Source organism: Helicovermis profundi (assembly GCF_033097505.1).
Lineage (GTDB): Bacteria > Bacillota > Clostridia > Peptostreptococcales > Acidaminobacteraceae > Helicovermis > Helicovermis profundi.
Map to the genome: position 1 here is coordinate 2,871,324 of NZ_AP028654.1, position 16,270 is coordinate 2,887,593.

General features: G+C 31.1%; 19 protein-coding genes. All 19 read right to left on the reverse strand.

What is annotated here, in order from left to right; genetic code table 11:
• Positions 1-22: 22 nt before the first annotated feature.
• The 19 genes from atpG to prfA all read right to left on the reverse strand — a co-directional run bounded on the left by atpG (position 23) and on the right by prfA (position 16,264).
• Complete coding sequence (gene atpG / locus AACH12_RS13145) at positions 23-901, reverse strand: ATP synthase F1 subunit gamma (protein WP_338535835.1); 879 nt, start codon at positions 899-901, stop codon at positions 23-25.
• 27 nt (positions 902-928) lie between these two features.
• The gene (gene atpA / locus AACH12_RS13150; protein WP_338535836.1) at positions 929-2,446 is read right to left on the reverse strand and encodes a F0F1 ATP synthase subunit alpha; all 1,518 of its coding nucleotides are present in this window, start codon (positions 2,444-2,446) and stop codon (positions 929-931) included.
• Between the two features lie 19 nt (positions 2,447-2,465).
• Entirely contained in the window at positions 2,466-3,008 is a 543-nt protein-coding gene (gene atpH / locus AACH12_RS13155; RefSeq protein ID WP_338535837.1) for an ATP synthase F1 subunit delta, read from the reverse strand.
• Positions 2,996-3,529 (reverse strand): F0F1 ATP synthase subunit B, encoded by a 534-nt coding sequence (gene atpF, locus AACH12_RS13160; RefSeq protein ID WP_338535838.1) that lies wholly within the window; start codon positions 3,527-3,529, stop codon positions 2,996-2,998. The genes atpH and atpF overlap by 13 nt, the downstream gene beginning before the upstream one ends.
• Before the next feature lie 35 nt (positions 3,530-3,564).
• Positions 3,565-3,834 carry an ATP synthase F0 subunit C gene (gene atpE, locus AACH12_RS13165; RefSeq protein ID WP_338535839.1) on the reverse strand — a complete coding sequence of 90 codons (270 nt, stop codon included), beginning with the start codon at positions 3,832-3,834 and terminating at the stop codon, positions 3,565-3,567.
• A gap of 56 nt (positions 3,835-3,890) precedes the next feature.
• A complete protein-coding gene (gene atpE / locus AACH12_RS13170; protein WP_338535840.1) occupies positions 3,891-4,409 on the reverse strand; it encodes an ATP synthase F0 subunit C in 519 nt (172 codons plus the stop codon).
• Between the two features lie 37 nt (positions 4,410-4,446).
• Positions 4,447-5,001, reverse strand: a complete 555-nt coding sequence (gene atpE, locus AACH12_RS13175; RefSeq protein ID WP_338535841.1) for an ATP synthase F0 subunit C — start codon at positions 4,999-5,001, stop codon at positions 4,447-4,449.
• Between the two features lie 30 nt (positions 5,002-5,031).
• Positions 5,032-5,736: a F0F1 ATP synthase subunit A gene (gene atpB / locus AACH12_RS13180; RefSeq protein WP_338535842.1), complete on the reverse strand. Its 705-nt coding sequence runs from the start codon at positions 5,734-5,736 to the stop codon at positions 5,032-5,034.
• Between the two features lie 2 nt (positions 5,737-5,738).
• Complete coding sequence (locus AACH12_RS13185) at positions 5,739-6,158, reverse strand: ATP synthase subunit I (protein WP_338535843.1); 420 nt, start codon at positions 6,156-6,158, stop codon at positions 5,739-5,741.
• Complete coding sequence (locus tag AACH12_RS13190; protein WP_338535844.1) at positions 6,133-6,402, reverse strand: AtpZ/AtpI family protein; 270 nt, start codon at positions 6,400-6,402, stop codon at positions 6,133-6,135. Before AACH12_RS13190 ends, AACH12_RS13185 begins: the two co-directional genes overlap by 26 nt.
• A gap of 908 nt (positions 6,403-7,310) precedes the next feature.
• Positions 7,311-8,438 carry a non-hydrolyzing UDP-N-acetylglucosamine 2-epimerase gene (wecB, locus tag AACH12_RS13195; protein WP_338535845.1) on the reverse strand — a complete coding sequence of 376 codons (1,128 nt, stop codon included), beginning with the start codon at positions 8,436-8,438 and terminating at the stop codon, positions 7,311-7,313.
• Positions 8,431-9,519 (reverse strand): MraY family glycosyltransferase, encoded by a 1,089-nt coding sequence (locus AACH12_RS13200; RefSeq protein ID WP_338535846.1) that lies wholly within the window; start codon positions 9,517-9,519, stop codon positions 8,431-8,433. Before AACH12_RS13200 ends, wecB begins: the two co-directional genes overlap by 8 nt.
• A 682-nt stretch (positions 9,520-10,201) precedes the next feature.
• Entirely contained in the window at positions 10,202-10,690 is a 489-nt protein-coding gene (locus AACH12_RS13205; RefSeq protein ID WP_338535847.1) for a deoxycytidylate deaminase, read from the reverse strand.
• A gap of 181 nt (positions 10,691-10,871) precedes the next feature.
• Entirely contained in the window at positions 10,872-11,501 is a 630-nt protein-coding gene (gene upp / locus AACH12_RS13210) for a uracil phosphoribosyltransferase (RefSeq protein WP_338535848.1), read from the reverse strand.
• A gap of 36 nt (positions 11,502-11,537) precedes the next feature.
• Positions 11,538-11,987 (reverse strand): ribose 5-phosphate isomerase B, encoded by a 450-nt coding sequence (rpiB, locus tag AACH12_RS13215; RefSeq protein ID WP_338535849.1) that lies wholly within the window; start codon positions 11,985-11,987, stop codon positions 11,538-11,540.
• Between the two features lie 166 nt (positions 11,988-12,153).
• Positions 12,154-12,915 carry an EFR1 family ferrodoxin gene (locus tag AACH12_RS13220; RefSeq protein WP_338535850.1) on the reverse strand — a complete coding sequence of 254 codons (762 nt, stop codon included), beginning with the start codon at positions 12,913-12,915 and terminating at the stop codon, positions 12,154-12,156.
• A 155-nt stretch (positions 12,916-13,070) separates the two neighbouring features.
• Positions 13,071-14,126, reverse strand: coding sequence for an L-threonylcarbamoyladenylate synthase (locus AACH12_RS13225; protein ID WP_338535851.1), 1,056 nt, complete (start codon positions 14,124-14,126; stop codon positions 13,071-13,073).
• 16 nt (positions 14,127-14,142) lie between these two features.
• The gene (mnmH, locus tag AACH12_RS13230; protein ID WP_338535852.1) at positions 14,143-15,165 is read right to left on the reverse strand and encodes a tRNA 2-selenouridine(34) synthase MnmH; all 1,023 of its coding nucleotides are present in this window, start codon (positions 15,163-15,165) and stop codon (positions 14,143-14,145) included.
• 28 nt (positions 15,166-15,193) lie between these two features.
• On the reverse strand, positions 15,194-16,264 hold the full coding sequence (gene prfA, locus AACH12_RS13235) for a peptide chain release factor 1 (RefSeq protein WP_338535853.1): 1,071 nt from the start codon (positions 16,262-16,264) through the stop codon (positions 15,194-15,196).
• Positions 16,265-16,270: the final 6 nt, after the last annotated feature.

The window sequence follows — 16,270 nt, forward strand, 5'->3', positions numbered from 1 at the left end:
CTTTTGTCTTCTTAAATTACATTTATTTTAACGCTTCTGCACCACCAACAATTTCAGATATTTCTTGAGTTATAGAACTTTGTCTAGCTTGGTTATAAGTTAAAGTAAGTTCTGAAATCATATCATCTGCATTGTCCGTAGCACTTTCCATTGCAACTCTTCTCGCCGCTTGCTCAGATGCTGAAGATTCAACCATTCCGCCATAAATTGTACTTTCGATATATTTTGGAATAATAAATTCTAAAACAAATTCAGCTGAAGGTTCATAAGTAATAAATTCATAATCCTCCAAATTTTCTTCCTTTACATCAACTTCAGTACTTTTATCAACTTCAACTGGTAATAATTTCAACATAACTGGTTCTTGAGAAATTGTACTTTTAAAAGATGTATATATGAATTTTATTTCATCAATTTTTTCTTCAGAATACAATTTCAACGCATTTCTTGCGATATCCTGAGCATGTGAAAAAGTAGGACTTTCAGAAATATAAGTATAATTTTTAAATACTTTATAATCTCTTTTTTCAAAAAAGTCTGTAGCTTTTTTCCCTATGGTAATAAGTAATGCTGAATCTTTATTGCTAATTTCATTAGCAAGGAGCTTCATAGCATTTGCATTATAACCACCACATAGTCCTCTATCTGCAGTAACAATAATATATAAAGAATTCTTAACTTCTCTATTATTAATATATTCATGCTTAAAACTAGTTTCATTTCTAATTATATCTTGAACAGCATTCATTACGACTTCAAAATATGGTTTAGTCATATCCATTCTATTCTTGTTTCTTCTGAGTTTAGCAGTTGATACGAGTTCCATAGCTTTGGTAATTTGTTTCGTGCTGTTAACGCTTTTTATTTTACGTTTAATGTCACGAGTACCCATTCCCGCCATTATATTCCCTCCTATGCATATGATTATTTAGTCCATATCTTTAATAAATATATCCTTAAATTCAACAATTGCTTCATCTAATTTATTTTTAGTTGCTTCTTCAATAACACCTTTTTCTTTTATACTATTTCCAATAGTTTTATGTTGATCACTCATATAAGCTAAAAATTCTTTTTCAAATTTCTTGATTTTATCAACAGGAATATCCATTAGATGTTTGTTAATAATAGTATAAATAATCATAACTTGGTCTTCAACTTTCATAGTATCATTTTGACCCTGTTTAAGCATCTCCATAAGTCTCTCGCCATGATCAAGTGCAGCTTTCGTTTCTTTGTCTAAATCAGATCCAAATTGAGCAAATGCAGCAAGTTCTCTGTACTGTGCAAGTTCGAGTTTAATTTTACCAGCAACTTTTTTCATTGCTTTTATCTGAGCATCTCCACCAACACGAGAAACTGATATACCAGCATTTACGGCTGGTCTTTGTCCTGAGAAGAATAATTCTGACTCAAGGAAAATCTGACCATCAGTAATCGAGATTACGTTTGTAGGAATATATGCAGATACGTCACCGGCTTGAGTTTCAATAATTGGAAGTGCAGTTATTGATCCACCGCCAAGTTCATCACTAAGTTTTGCAGCTCTCTCAAGTAGTCTTGAGTGAATATAAAATACATCTCCAGGGTAAGCTTCACGTCCTGGCGGTCTACGAAGAAGTAAACTCATTGCACGATAAGCTACCGCATGTTTAGATAAATCATCATAAATAATTAATACATCTTTTCCTTGCCACATAAATTCTTCTGCCATTGCAACACCAGAATATGGAGAGATATATTGAAGTGGTGCAGGATCAGATGCTGATGCTGATACAATTATCGTATACTTCATAGCATCACTATCTTCTAATTGCTTAACTAACTGAGCAACAGTTGATTTTTTTTGTCCTATTGCAACATAAATACAAATAACATCTTCTTCTTTTTGGTTTATAATAGTATCAATTGCGATAGCAGTTTTTCCAGTCTGTCTATCACCAATTATTAATTCTCTTTGGCCTCTTCCAATTGGAATCATTGAGTCAATTGCTTTAATTCCTGTTTGAAGTGGCTCTCTTACTGATTTTCTTGCAATAATTCCAGGAGCATTTGATTCAATTGGTCTAAATTTATCTGATTTAATTGGCCCTTTTCCATCAATTGCATTACCAAGCGCATCAACAACACGTCCAAGCAAATTATCTCCAACTGGAACTTCAACTATTCTTTTTGTTCTTTTAACAATATCTCCTTCTCTTATAAAAGTATCTGATCCAAATAAAACTGCACCAACACTTTCTTCTTCAAGGTTTAAAACCATACCATACACATCGCTTGGGAATTCAAGTAGCTCACCAGCCATACATTTTTCAAGACCATGAACTCTAGCGATTCCGTCACCAACTTGTATTACAGTACCAGTTTCTTCAACTTGAAGTTTAGAGTTATATCTTTTAATCTGAGATTTTATTATTGAACTTATCTCTTCAGGTCTAAGATTCATTTCTCTAATCACTCCTACTTTATACTATTATTTTAAACAACTCATCCTTAATCTCTGCAAGCTTTCTAGTTACAGATCCATCAATTATCTTGTCACCTGATTTAATTACCAATCCTCCAACAAGCTCTTTGTTCACTTTATTTACTAATTTAATATTTGAACCCGAAAGTTCTTCAATTTTTTTTCTTAAAATTTCCATTTCTTTTTCACTAAGCTTATTCACAGATTCAACTACAACATGCTCAGTTCCTAAGTGAATATCAACTAATTTATTGAATGCTTTTCCTATACCGAACAAAGATGACGTTCTTCTTTTATCAATTAGAATTTTAAGAAAATTAAGTAGTTCCTCAGAAATTTTACCTTCAAAGACTTCTGAAATAACTTCCTTTCTTTCCCTCACACTAATTTGCGGTGAATTATAAATTCTAAAAAAATCTAAATTTAAATCAAAAGATTCTATAACAAATTCAAATTCTTCTTTAATAACTGATAAAGCATCTTCTTCTACAGCAACTTCAAACAAAGCATCAGCGTAAATATTAGATACTAATTTTGCCATTTTGTATCCCCTACCTCATCGATAAATTTATCAATTAATGCTTTATGATTTTTCTCGTCAATGTCTTTTTCTATAACTTTTGATGCAGCTAATATTGCCATTGAAGCGATTTCATCTTTTAAAGTATTAACTGCTTTAACTTTTTCTCTTTCAATGTCTTTATTTGCTCTTGCTTTAATTTCATGAGCATCAATTTTTGCATCTTTGATTATTTCATTAGATCTGTTTTCACTTTTTAAGATTAATTGTTTAGATATTTCTCGAGCCTCATCTTCAGCTTTATTTAGTTTAGTAAGATACTCTTCTTTTAAACTATCAGCTTCTTCGTTTTTAATATCAGCCTCTTTGAATTGATCTGCAATTTCTTTCTCACGATTTTCCATAAATTCAGTTACCGGTTTAAAAAGGAATTTCTTGAGTAAAAGAAATAATATTATAGTATTCATTATTTGAAAAACAAATGTCCAGTTAAATTCGACTAGACCTAATCTAAGTTCTGCCACTACATAAGCTGCTCCCATCTACTACGCCTCCTTTTATTATATTTTATTATAAATTATAATAATTTAATTAGTGGATTCGCGAAAAGTAGAACTAACGCAATAATAAGACCATAGATACCAGTTGTCTCTGCAACTGCTGCTCCAAGTAACATAGTTCTAACAATATCTCCTTGAGCTTCGGGTTGTCTTCCAACACCTTCTGCACCTTTACCAGCAGCATATCCCTGTCCAATACCAGGTCCTATACCTGCAATCATTGCTAGTCCTGCACCAATTGCTGAACATGCTAGTACTAATGCTTTACCTGTAATTACTTGATCCATTTCAATTTCCTCCTTAATACAAATCTAAATATATACTACCAAATGTATTTAAACCATTACAATAATTTTACTAAAGGATTTGCAAACATTAATACTAAGGAAATAATTAGAGCATAAATTCCCGTTGTTTGCGCAACCGCTTGTCCCAAAAACATAGTTCTTATAATCATTGATTGATATTTTGGTCTTTTACCAACTGCTTCTACACCTTTACCAGCAGCATATCCTTGACCAATCCCTGGTCCTATTCCTGCTATCATTGAAAAACCTGCACCAACAGCTGAAGCTAAAATAATTATTACAGCTCCGTTAATTTTGATTAAAGGATTTCCATATAAAAGTATTAATGCAACTACAAGTGCCAAAATACCTGAAGTTTCAGCAACTGCCGCTCCAAGTAGCATGACCATATTAACTTGTTTTCCGTTTTTTGAATTTCTTGAAACAGCTTCTGCTCCTTTTCCTGCAGCAAAACCCTGCCCTATTCCAGGTCCTATTCCTGCTATCATAGCCAAACCCGCTGCAATTGCAGAGGCAGCTAATATTGACGCTTTTCCAGATATCATCGGTTCCATATTACCCCTCCTTTATATGAATATAATAATTTTATCATTATAATAGACCAACTAAAGGATTTGCAAACATTAATACTAATGAAATAATAAGAGCGTATATACCAGTAGTTTGTGCTACTGCTTGTCCTAAAAACATTGTTCTTATTATAGCCGATTGATACTCTGGCCTTTTACCAACAGCTTCAACACCTTTTCCTGCAGCATAACCTTGTCCTATTCCAGGTCCTATTCCAGCTATCATAGATATACCTGCACCAATTGCAGATCCCATTAATATAATTACCGCTCCATCAGCTTTAACTAACGGATTACCGTAAAGTAATATTAAAGATATAACTAGAGCTAAAATACCTGATGTTTCAGCTACTGCCGCACCTAATAACATTATCATGTTTATTTGCTTGCCATTGCCTGGATCGTTTGCAACAGCTTCTGCTCCTTTTCCTGCAGCAAAACCCTGTCCTATTCCAGGTCCAATACCAGCTATCATTGAAAAGCCAGCACCTATTGCCGTAGCAGCAAGTATTAGAACTTTTCTATCAAAGCCCATCAACCAGTTTAAAAACATGATAGTTATATTGGTTGATTCCATACATTCACCCCATTTTCTGCTAAGTTATTATTAATCCATAGCAATTGAAACAAATACCATAGTTAACATTGTAAAAATAAACGATTGAAGCAATCCTGCAAATAAATCAAAATAAATATGTAGAAAAGCAGGAATACCAACTTGCATAAACGGAACGTTTATGCCAAATAAAAATGTTGTAAGTCCACCTAGTGCACCGTATAGTAGCCCCATAATAATCATACCACCTACGATGTTTCCAAATAAACGAAAGCCTAAAGATATTGGAGTTGCAAGCTCCCCTATAATATTTAGTGGCAATAAAAACCACATAGGCTCTAAAAATCCCTTGAAATACCCAAGTACACCTTTTGAAATAACACCAAAACCATGAATCATAAAAAATGTCATCATTGCAAGTCCAATAGTTGTATTCGCATCAGCAGTAGGTGGTCTTATTCCAAATAAACCTGCAATATTTGCAAGCATTATAAACAATAATAACGTTCCTACATATGGTGCAAATCCAACTTTATCTTCGCCCATAGTTTGTTTGGTTAAACCATTAATACCATCAACTATGCCTTCGGTGATGATTTGCATTCCTTTTGGTACTTTTTGAAGATTCCTTGTTGCAAGAATAGAAAATGCAACCAAAACAAACATAATAAACCATGTTACAGTAACTGTTTCTGTTATGGCTATCCCATTACCAAGTTCGAAAACGACTCGTGGTCCAAAACCTTCAGTTCCCAAAATTACCCCTCCTTTCTAAAAATATTCTTATAATATTCTTTATTATTTAACAAATTAGTAATCAAAATTACTAATTTTATTAACAAAAGTCCAACGATCGTACCGAGTACATTAATATATGATGCTTTTATTGAAACAAATAACACAACTCCCGTTATTATAAACCTAACAAAATATCTTAGACTAGAAAAAAGTTGCGCTTTTGCTGGATCCATTGTGACTGCCTTTTCAATAGTTTTACTTAATTCGATAAAATTAAGTGCGCTAATTAATGTTCCAAATAATAGTCCTATTATAAACCTTTTTGGATCATTAATAAAGACTAACGTAAGTACACTACTTATAGTAAAAAGTAAAATAACCCATTTAAAAATATTTGCTTGAAGCTTTTTTATTTCATTCATCATTATTCCTTCTTTCATCTCTTTCTTTTTTACTTCTTTCAGTATCTTTTATAGCCTTTTTTAGAGTAAAACGAATAAGTTCAAAAAAAGCACTAAGCGTACCTAATACAATAAAAAGTAATAAAAGTTTTCCATCTGCATTAAATTTATCATCCATATATTTTCCAAAATAAACACCACCAATAATAGGAAGTGCAGTCATTATACCTATTTGACTTATTAATGCTAAATTATCATATACACGAAAATTATTTTTTTTCATAACTAACACCAAACCTTGAATTGTTACATTTTAAAAACATTTTTATAAATGTATCTATTGTTTTTGATCAATTTTTAACAAGTCGAAAATATTAATTAAAGACATATTAGCATTTTACATTTTTTTTTAAAGCAAACAACAATCATTAATTCTGTAAACCAATTAAATCTTTGTATAAAGTTCATATACTTATAAATGAATTTCTTGGATTCAGAGGGAGTTTTTACTCTCACTGAATCTTAGAAAACATAATCCAGGGCCTTTTTAGAGTTCTTTATCCCCCCTCTTCTTTAAGAAGTGGGATATTAGAACTATAAGGCATCGGATAAAACTAGCGATACTAAAATATTAATCTCAAAATACAATATTTTTATATTTAATTCAAAAGTCACCCACTACTATGAATATATACCCAATGTTTATTTATTAAACACTAAATTTATTTATAATAACCTGATATATTATTTCAATACTACTTTTCATTTTTTTTAATACTATTATATGCATTTTTATTAAAACATAATCATGCTTGTAATTTAACAATTTCATATCACACTTTACTAGAATAACACATTTTTCACTATTTGTAGATAGTTAAAAATTTTAAAAATCGTCAATTTTATATAAAAATACTTACTAATTATAGAATATTTATAAAATTTTTTATTTATATATATTAAACAAATGCTATTCAACAAATATGTATATCGTTATTAATTTAACTTATTTTAATGAATTTGTTAATTTTTTTTAACATTTAAGCATTGTAGGTATAACTATTTTATATATACTGATATTTTACATGTTTTATTTAGGTATACTAAAATATTTTCACTAAAAATAATTTTGTGTACTTTTTTAAACAAAAAAAATGATAATAAATAAATTTATTATCATTTAGCAAAATATTAATTATTTAATTTGTAATATTCTATAACACCATCAACAATGTATTTTGATGCTTTTCCATCTCCATAAGGATTAACAGCATTTGCCATAAAACCATACTCATCTTCATCTCTTATTAATCTATTCGCTTCTCTTACTATATCTTCTTTAATAACACCTACCATTTTTACAGTTCCAGCTTCCACGGCTTCGGGTCTTTCTGTTTCTGTTCTAAGTACTAAAACTGGTTTTCCAAGAGACGGTGCTTCTTCCTGTATTCCACCTGAATCAGTTAATATCAAATATGATTTTGCAATTAAATTTACAAAAGGTGTATACTCAAGCGGTTCTATTAATATTATTCTTTCATGATTTAATAAATATTTATTTGCAATAGCTCTAACTTTTGGATTCAAATGCATTGGAAATACTACTAGTACATCTTCATTTGACTCAACTATATCCCTAACTGCAGAAAATATATTTTCCATTGGTCTTCCTAAATTTTCTCTTCTATGCGAAGTTAATAAGATAACTTTTTTCTGTTTAAAATCAATATTATTAAGCACCTTTTCTTCAAAAATATAATTTTCTTTTACCACAGATTTTAATGCATCAATTACAGTATTACCTGTAACCAGTATATTCTTTTTATCAATTCCTTCTTTAACAAGATTATTAACGTTACCCTTAGTAGGCGCAAAATGTATATCTGCAAGCCTTCCTGTAAGCGACCTATTTATTTCTTCAGGGAAAGGGGAATTTTTATCTCCGCTTCTAAGACCCGCTTCAACATGTCCTACCTTTATCCCATTGTAAAAAGCTGATAATGAGGCCGAAAATGTTGTCGACGTGTCTCCATGCACAAAAATAATATCGGGTTTTACTTCTTTAAACAAGTCACCTAATCCTAATAATATTTTCGATGTAATTTCACTTAGTGTTTGTCCCTTTTTCATTATATTAAGATCGTAGTCAGCTTCAATTTTAAAAATATCCATAACTTGATCAAGCATTTCTCGATGTTGCGCTGTTACACAAACTAAAGATTCAATATTTTCCCTTTTATTTAATTCCAATACAAGTGGGGCCATTTTGATTGCTTCAGGTCTTGTGCCAAATATAGACATAACTTTAATTTTATTCATTTACATTACTCCTCATTTCTTTTTCATTCTCCATTGGAGCTTTATTAATTGGTATAAAAATCAAAATACATGCTAATAAAAAAACCAATAAAGAATATATCATTTGACTTTTAACAATTAAAACCGCGCTTAATCCAAAAAGAGAAGCAATAAAGTATAGTGAAAGAACTGCTTTTTTTTGATTCATTCCTATAAATAATAATCTATGATGTAGATGTCCTTTATCAGCTTCAGCAATAGACTTTCCGCTTAAAATTCTTCTAATAATTGCAAATGAAGTATCAAAAATCGGTATTCCTAAAATAACTACCGGAACAAACAAAGTAAAGACTGTTGTACTTTTAAGAGCTCCCTCGATTGAGGCAATTGAAAGAATAAGCCCTAAAAATAGTGACCCAGTGTCTCCCATAAATACTTTAGCTGGATTAAAATTAAATGGTAAAAAACCTAATATAGAACCTGCTAAAATAATAGTTAATGCTGCAACTTCAAATCTACCATTTATAAAAGCAACGTAAGTAATAGCAATAGAAGCGATAAAAGATATCCCCGCAGCTAATCCATCTAACCCATCTATAAGGTTTATTGTATTGGTGATTCCTACAATCCAAAATATTGTAATTGGATAGCTTATCAATGCACTACTAATATAGATGTAATCCGCACTAGCAAAATAGGTACTTATAAATCCATCAAAAAAATTTGTTAAAAATTCTATTTTAAACCCTGAAAAATACAACACTGTTGCAGCTAAAATCTGAAACAATAATTTCTTTTTTGCTGACATTGGTTTTAAGTCATCAAAAAGTCCACAACCAATTATAATTAAAGAACTAGTAATAATTCCAAAATTCTTTATAGACGACATTTTAGTTGTAAATAAAAACATACTAATAAATGCAATATAAATCGCAAGTCCTCCAAGTCGCGGAATTGGAATTTTATGAACACGCCTATTATCTGTTGGAACATCTACCGCTCCAATAGTAATAGCTAATTTTATTATGTATGGAGTTACAAAATATGCAAGTCCTCCCGTCATAAACATATATATCAATAATTTAATTATTTCACTATTCATTTTACACCTCATGTATTTAATAACATTAAAAAGTCATTATTCACATTAATTCTATACTGCTTATCATGTAAATACAAGTAGCTTACTAATCTGTAACCAAAAAATAATATACTTATAGCATTTTAATGTTTCCCAAGCGGTGCAACCGGCTAATTCACGCGTCTTCATCGCGCTTCCATTAGCCCCGCCCAGAGTCAAAACTCCCTATGCAAAAACGGCTATAATAGAATTTAAAGTCTTGCCTTCATTCTTTCTTCTTCTTATTTTGTTATTTTTCATATCTGCGGTGCGACCGGCTAATTCACACGACTAAAGTCGTGCTTACATTAGCCCCGCCCAGAATTAAAACTCCCTATGCAAAAACGGCTATAATAGAATTTGCAGGCTAGCCTGCATTCTTTCTTCTTATTTTGTTGTATTTCCCAAGCGGTGCGACCGGCGAACACTTCGTCTCCGCCCCGCCCAGAGTTAAAACTCCCTATGCAAAAACGGCTATAATAGAATTTGCAGGCTAGCCTGCATTCTTCTCTATTATCGTTATTTTATTTTTCAAATTTGCGGTGCGACCGGCGAACACTTCGTCTCCGCCTCGTCGGGAGTTAAAACTCCCTATGCAAAAACGACTATAATAGAATTTGCAGGCTAGCCTGCATTCTATTATAGTCGTTTTTGCGCACCGCTTTTAGTATGCGAATTTATTAACCAACGAGTCGTCGTAGTATATCCAATCACATACTTTTATTTCTCGGTATTCCTTTTTAGAATCTCTTATAACTATATTTTCTATACCTGAATTTATAATCATTCTTTTACACATTGTACATGAATTTGCATTTTCAACGTATTCACCTGTTTTCTTTTCTCGTCCTACTAGGTAAAGTGTTGATCCTATCATATCTTTTCTTGCTGCTGATATCATTGCATTTGCTTCTGCATGTACGCTTCTACATATTTCATACATTTGTCCTCTTGGAACATTTAACTTATCTCTTGTACAAAATCCTAAATCAATACAATTTTTTCTACCTCTAGGTGCACCTGTATAACCTGTAGATATTATTTCATCATTATTTACAATAATTGCACCATAATTTCTTCTAAGGCATGTTCCTCTTTCTAATACTGTTTCGGCTATATCTAAATAGTAATTTTCTTTTCCAATTCTATTCATTATTTTAAGCCTCCAAAATTTTTATACTCTTATATTAACATTTTAAAAATTCGCACTTCGTGCTTACCGCGCTCCGCGCTATTAGCCTTGTGGAGTGGGCTATCGCCCTATGTAAATTTCACAAACTTTCTCCTCGCAAACTAGTTTGCATACGAAAATTTGTGAAATTTACGCACTGCGTTTATTTTGTACCAAAAAGTCGATCGCCTGCATCTCCTAGTCCTGGTACTATATATGCATGTTCATTTAATTTCTCATCTATTGATCCTACATAGATATCTACGTCTGGATGTGCATCTTGTACTGCTTTTAGTCCTTCTGGGCATGATATTAATGAAACTAATTTAATATTAACAGCGCCTCTATCTTTTAGAAATCCTATTGCTGCAATTGCAGATCCACCTGTTGCAAGCATTGGATCAACTAACAACAAATCTCTTTCTTCTACATCTGATGGTAATTTGCAATAATATTCAACTGGTTTAAGTGTTTTTGGGTCTCTATATAATCCAATATGTCCAACTTTTGCTGCTGGTAACAAGCTTAAAAATCCATCAACCATTCCAAGTCCTGCTCTTAAAATTGGAACTATTCCAAGTTTTCTTCCTGAAATTCTTTTTAAAGTCGCATTACAAACTGGTGTTTCAACTTCAACGTCTTCAAGTGGTAAATCTCTAGTTACTTCATATGCCATAAGCATTGAAACTTCTTTTACTAAATCTCTAAAATCTTTTGCACCTGTTTCTTTGTCTCTAATTAATGTTAATTTGTGCTGAATTAATGGATGATTAAGTTCAAAAACTTTACTCATGTAAGCCTCCTTGGATAATTAAGATATAATAATCAATTACTTTTGATTTTTCTTTTCTATTTCACTTATAAGGTCTACTCTTCTTGAGTGCCTTCCGCCTTCAAATTTAGTTTCTAAAAATGCATCTACTATTTCAAGTGCAAGTCCTTTTCCTACAACTCTTTCTCCAAAACCAATAACATTTGCATTGTTATGCGCCCTTGACATTTTAGCACTAAATACATCACTAACTGTAGCTGCTCTAATTCCTTTAACTTTATTAGCTGCTAAAGAAATACCGATGCCAGTTCCACAAATAACAATACCTAAATCATAATCGTTAGAAGAAACGGCCTCGGCTACTAGTTCACCATATATAGGATAATCTGTAGAATCTTTTGAAAAAGTTCCATAATCCTTAAATTCAATACCCTTACTCTCTAAATGTTCCATAACTGTTTGTTTTAATTCATAACCGCCATGATCCGAGCCAATAGCTAATTTCATAATCTTCCTCCTAGAAATGTAATCAAGTGATTTTAGATTTTTCAATCACATGATAATGAATAACTTTCTTTAAAAATTCTTAAACATTATACCAAAGTTATATACACTAAGCAACACCAAATGTCCCTAATTTTACGAGTGACACATGAAATAATTCAGCTATATTTTATACACTATCAATTATTTCTGCCAATTGAACATGACTATTTCTGAAGCGAGTAGACCCCTTCTCTTTCTTCAATGTTATCGCATTTACAGGACACATATGAATACATGCCAAACATTCATCACAGTGGTGCATAAATTCAGGCTTCCCTTTTACTATTATATTGTCAACAGGACAAACCTTTTCGCATATTTTACAGCTAGTACAATTATCATTTACTATAAATTTTTTATCTACATTTCCTTTATTTTGTTTATAATAAAATTGCATAATTGTAGTAATAACCTTTTCTCCAACATTCTCACTTACTACAAATTCTTTTAACGAGCGAATATCATTTACAATTTTTTCTAAGTTTTCATCTATATTTTTCTTTGGTATTTTCTTTATTTGTTCTTCCATGTCAAACATCGGAAGATAATTATCAACCATTAAGAGTTCATTTCCATACGAAATTTTAATTTTTTCTCTTTCTGCAAACTTCTTAAAATTTATAGTACTTGCACCTGCCATATTTCCATATGTCATAATACTGAAAATATAGTCACTCTTCAACTCAACTTTCGTTAAAAATTCTTTTACTATTCTAGGTGTACCCATATAGTAGACTGGAATTACAAATCCAATTTTATCAGCTTCAAATTTAAAGTTTTTTTCTTTTAGCATCTTTGGTATTGAGTAAAGTTCACCACCAATTTCTTTAACTAGTTTCTTAGCAACATAAAGATTGTTTCCTGTAGATGTAAAATAAAATATTTTCATTTTTAGCCCCATTTCATCTTATATTTCAATCAAATAATTTCAAAACAATAGGTTTTTAGTAGACTGTTAGCCATATAGAATTGCTATATATTTTATTTGCATTTTTCACCAGTCATCATACAGTAAAATTTTCTTTAAGGAAAAAACGCAAAATACTAATCACAATTTATAATATTATTACCTGCAGATTTGTTTAATCTATTCATAATTGCAGATCCAATACCTTCTTCACTAAACCCTTCCGCAAAAATAATATCTATATCTAATTTATCAAATTCTCTTAATACATAAAAAAGTTTATTCCCTACTAGGTCCATATCTTTTATACTACCCAATGAAATTGAAAAAACATCATTTATTTGAGATAATATTTCTTCTGTACACATTAATCCAACTTTTTTGCCTTTTTTTAAATAATTTTCTAATTCAATCTTCATTTTTTTTACAATGTTTTTTTTCGAACCGTTAAAAACAATTACATCTGCTTTAGGAGAATAATGCCTATATTTCATTCCAGGAGACTTAGCTATTAAATTTTGATCATGTTTTTTCTTAATAGCAGGATCAATTAAAATTCTTCCAACTATACTTTCTATCATCTCTTTTGTAATTCCACCAGGTCTTAGTATCATTGGAACTTCGCCAGTAATATCAAGTACAGTAGATTCAAGACCTATGGATGAACTATCTGAACATACTATTGAAGCAATCTTGCCATCAAGATCATGTATCACATGCTCGCACATTGTTGGTGATGGCTTTCCTGAAATATTTGCGCTAGGTGCCGCAATAGGAACTAATGAATATTCAATAATTTTTCTAGCTACAATATGCGATGGCATTCTTACAGCAATTGTTTCAAGTCCACCTGTAACTATTTTCGGTACATTACTATTTTTTTCAAAAATTAAAGTAAGAGGTCCTGGCCAAAAAGCATCCATCAATTTTTCTGCAATACTTGGAACAAAGTTTACTAACTTATCAAGTTCATTTTTACTATTTATATGAACAATCAAAGGATTATCACTCGGTCTTCCTTTTGCTAAAAAAATTTTTTTAATAGCACTTTCATCAAGTGCATTGGCTCCTAAGCCATATACAGTTTCCGTTGGAAAAGCCACAACTTCACCATTAGTAAGTAAAGAAGCAGCCTCTTTAATTTTTTCAATATCTATATTTTTGCTATCTATATTTATTATTTTAGTTTTCATTTTATACTCCATAAGGCTAAAAATTATAATCTTTCTTTAGCCAATTATATATTTCATCTACTGAAGTTTTAACATCACTAACATAGAATTTATTTTTATATTCATAAGTATCTGATTTATGCATATATTTGGGATCGTAATAATGAATCATAAGAAACTTTGCTACCTCACTATAACGGCCAGCTTTCATCATTTCTATTAACTCATTACATTTTTCAAGGCCAAGACCTTTTGTAAAATTTTTAAACACTTCAATTATTTCATTTACGTCTTCATCTGACTTAATATACTCATCAACAATAAATCTAGTTCTAAAATCAATTCCCGCATCAATAAATACATGGTCTCCTCGACTCATAGCTTCCATAAAACAATCTGACAAATAATTTCGTCCAATCCTTTTGCTTTCAGCCTCAACAATCATAGCTCCTGATTTTACATTTTTTAGAGCTATATAAACTCCATGTTCAAAATTTTTTTGAGGAATTTCCTCATGAATACCTACTTTTCCAAGTATAGAACCTCTGTGCCTAGCGAGTCCTTCTAAATCAATATTATCAATTCCTTTTTCATCAAGTCCATTTATTATATCAGTTTTTGCAACGCCGGTATTTCCATGAAAAACTATAAATTTTACTTCTTTACAAAACCTCTCCGTTTCTGATATAACAGTATTTCTATAGCCTTTATATCCGCCATTTATTACCTTTACATCATAGCCAAGTGCATTTAATAAACTTCCTAAAGTTTGACTTCTCATTCCGCCTCTAGCACAGTAAAGGGCAACCTTTTTATGTTTTTTATAAATTTTCACAAACTCAGCATAAATAGAAGGCAACTTTTCTGAAACCGCTTCAATAGCAAGCATTTTAGCTTTTTCTACACTTTTTTTATATTTTGTTCCAACTTTCTCTCTCTCATCATTTGTAAAAAGAGGTATATTAAAACACTTTCCTATAGAACCATCCATATACTCTTTAGGGGTTCTAACATCTATAAAAACATATTCTTCATCTAAATCATTAAAATCAACTATCATATTTTCACCTTTTTATAACTTAGTATCTCTAAGATTCTAGTTGCTTAAGCTCTTCTGCTTGATAATTTGTAATTACAGCATCTATAATCTCGTCTATTTCACCTTCCATATAACTTTGTAATTTATAAAGAGTTATTGGAATTCTGTGATCAGTAATTCTCCCCTGTGGAAAGTTATAAGTTCTGATTTTTGCACTTCTGTCTCCACTACCAATTTGATTTTTTCTTTCTTCGGCAATTTCTTCATGCTGTTCAAGTACTTCTTTTTCGTAAAGCCTAGCCTTTAAAACTTGCATAGCTTTTAATTTGTTTGATAACTGCGATTTACCATCTTGACAAGTAACAACAAGTCCTGTAGGTAAATGTGTAATTCTAACAGCGGAGTCAGTTGTATTAACACTCTGTCCACCATTTCCAGAAGATCTATATACATCTATTCTAAGATCATTTTGATTTATTGATACTTCTACATCATCTACCTCTGGAAGTACTGCAACCGTTGCTGTTGAGGTGTGAATTCTTCCGCCAGATTCCGTAGCTGGAATCCTCTGAACTCTATGAGTTCCACTTTCAAATTTGAGTCTTTGATATACACCTTTGCCTTTTATAAGAATAGATGCTTCTTTTATGCCGCCAACTCCAGTTTCACTAGTATTAAGCATTTCTATTTTCCATCTTCTTCTTTCAGAGTATCTCGAATATAATCTTAAAAGTTCAGCTGCAAAAAGTCCTGCTTCATCTCCTCCTGCGCCTGCTCTAATTTCCATAATAACATTTTTATCATCATTTTCATCTTTTGGAAGTAGTAATTTTTTTAGTTCCATAGAAATTTCTTCAATATTAACTTCTAGTTCTTCAAGCTCCATTTTTGCAAGCTCTTTCATTTCTTCGTCGCTAGATTCTTTAATAATCTCTTTAGCTTCTCCAATTTCTTGTTTCATTTTTTTATATTCTTTAAATTTCTCAACTATTGGCGAAAGATTTGAATGTTCTTTCATATATTTTTGCCAATTTTTTTGGTCACTTATAACTTCTGGATCAGAAATTTTATCATTTAACTCTCTAAATCTACCTTCTATAAATTCTAATTTATCAAACATATTTAC

Bases quoted from the DNA above. Each gene is read 5' to 3' on its own strand.
- AACH12_RS13220 (WP_338535850.1), bottom strand. From the start codon at position 12,915: ATGAAAATATTTTATTTTACATCTACAGGAAACAATCTTTATGTTGCT.
- atpH (WP_338535837.1), bottom strand. From the start codon at position 3,008: ATGGCAAAATTAGTATCTAATATTTACGCTGATGCTTTGTTTGAAGTT.
- atpE (WP_338535841.1), bottom strand. From the start codon at position 5,001: ATGGAATCAACCAATATAACTATCATGTTTTTAAACTGGTTGATGGGC.
- rpiB (WP_338535849.1), bottom strand. From the start codon at position 11,987: ATGAAATTAGCTATTGGCTCGGATCATGGCGGTTATGAATTAAAACAA.
- atpA (WP_338535836.1), bottom strand. From the start codon at position 2,446: ATGAATCTTAGACCTGAAGAGATAAGTTCAATAATAAAATCTCAGATT.
- AACH12_RS13190 (WP_338535844.1), bottom strand. From the start codon at position 6,402: ATGAAAAAAAATAATTTTCGTGTATATGATAATTTAGCATTAATAAGT.
- wecB (WP_338535845.1), bottom strand. From the start codon at position 8,438: ATGAATAAAATTAAAGTTATGTCTATATTTGGCACAAGACCTGAAGCA.
- AACH12_RS13200 (WP_338535846.1), bottom strand. From the start codon at position 9,519: ATGAATAGTGAAATAATTAAATTATTGATATATATGTTTATGACGGGA.
- upp (WP_338535848.1), bottom strand. From the start codon at position 11,501: ATGAGTAAAGTTTTTGAACTTAATCATCCATTAATTCAGCACAAATTA.
- AACH12_RS13185 (WP_338535843.1), bottom strand. From the start codon at position 6,158: ATGAAAGAAGGAATAATGATGAATGAAATAAAAAAGCTTCAAGCAAAT.
- atpG (WP_338535835.1), bottom strand. From the start codon at position 901: ATGGCGGGAATGGGTACTCGTGACATTAAACGTAAAATAAAAAGCGTT.
- AACH12_RS13225 (WP_338535851.1), bottom strand. From the start codon at position 14,126: ATGAAAACTAAAATAATAAATATAGATAGCAAAAATATAGATATTGAA.
- AACH12_RS13205 (WP_338535847.1), bottom strand. From the start codon at position 10,690: ATGAATAGAATTGGAAAAGAAAATTACTATTTAGATATAGCCGAAACA.
- prfA (WP_338535853.1), bottom strand. From the start codon at position 16,264: ATGTTTGATAAATTAGAATTTATAGAAGGTAGATTTAGAGAGTTAAAT.
- atpE (WP_338535840.1), bottom strand. From the start codon at position 4,409: ATGGAACCGATGATATCTGGAAAAGCGTCAATATTAGCTGCCTCTGCA.
- atpF (WP_338535838.1), bottom strand. From the start codon at position 3,529: ATGGGAGCAGCTTATGTAGTGGCAGAACTTAGATTAGGTCTAGTCGAA.
- mnmH (WP_338535852.1), bottom strand. From the start codon at position 15,165: ATGATAGTTGATTTTAATGATTTAGATGAAGAATATGTTTTTATAGAT.
- atpE (WP_338535839.1), bottom strand. From the start codon at position 3,834: ATGGATCAAGTAATTACAGGTAAAGCATTAGTACTAGCATGTTCAGCA.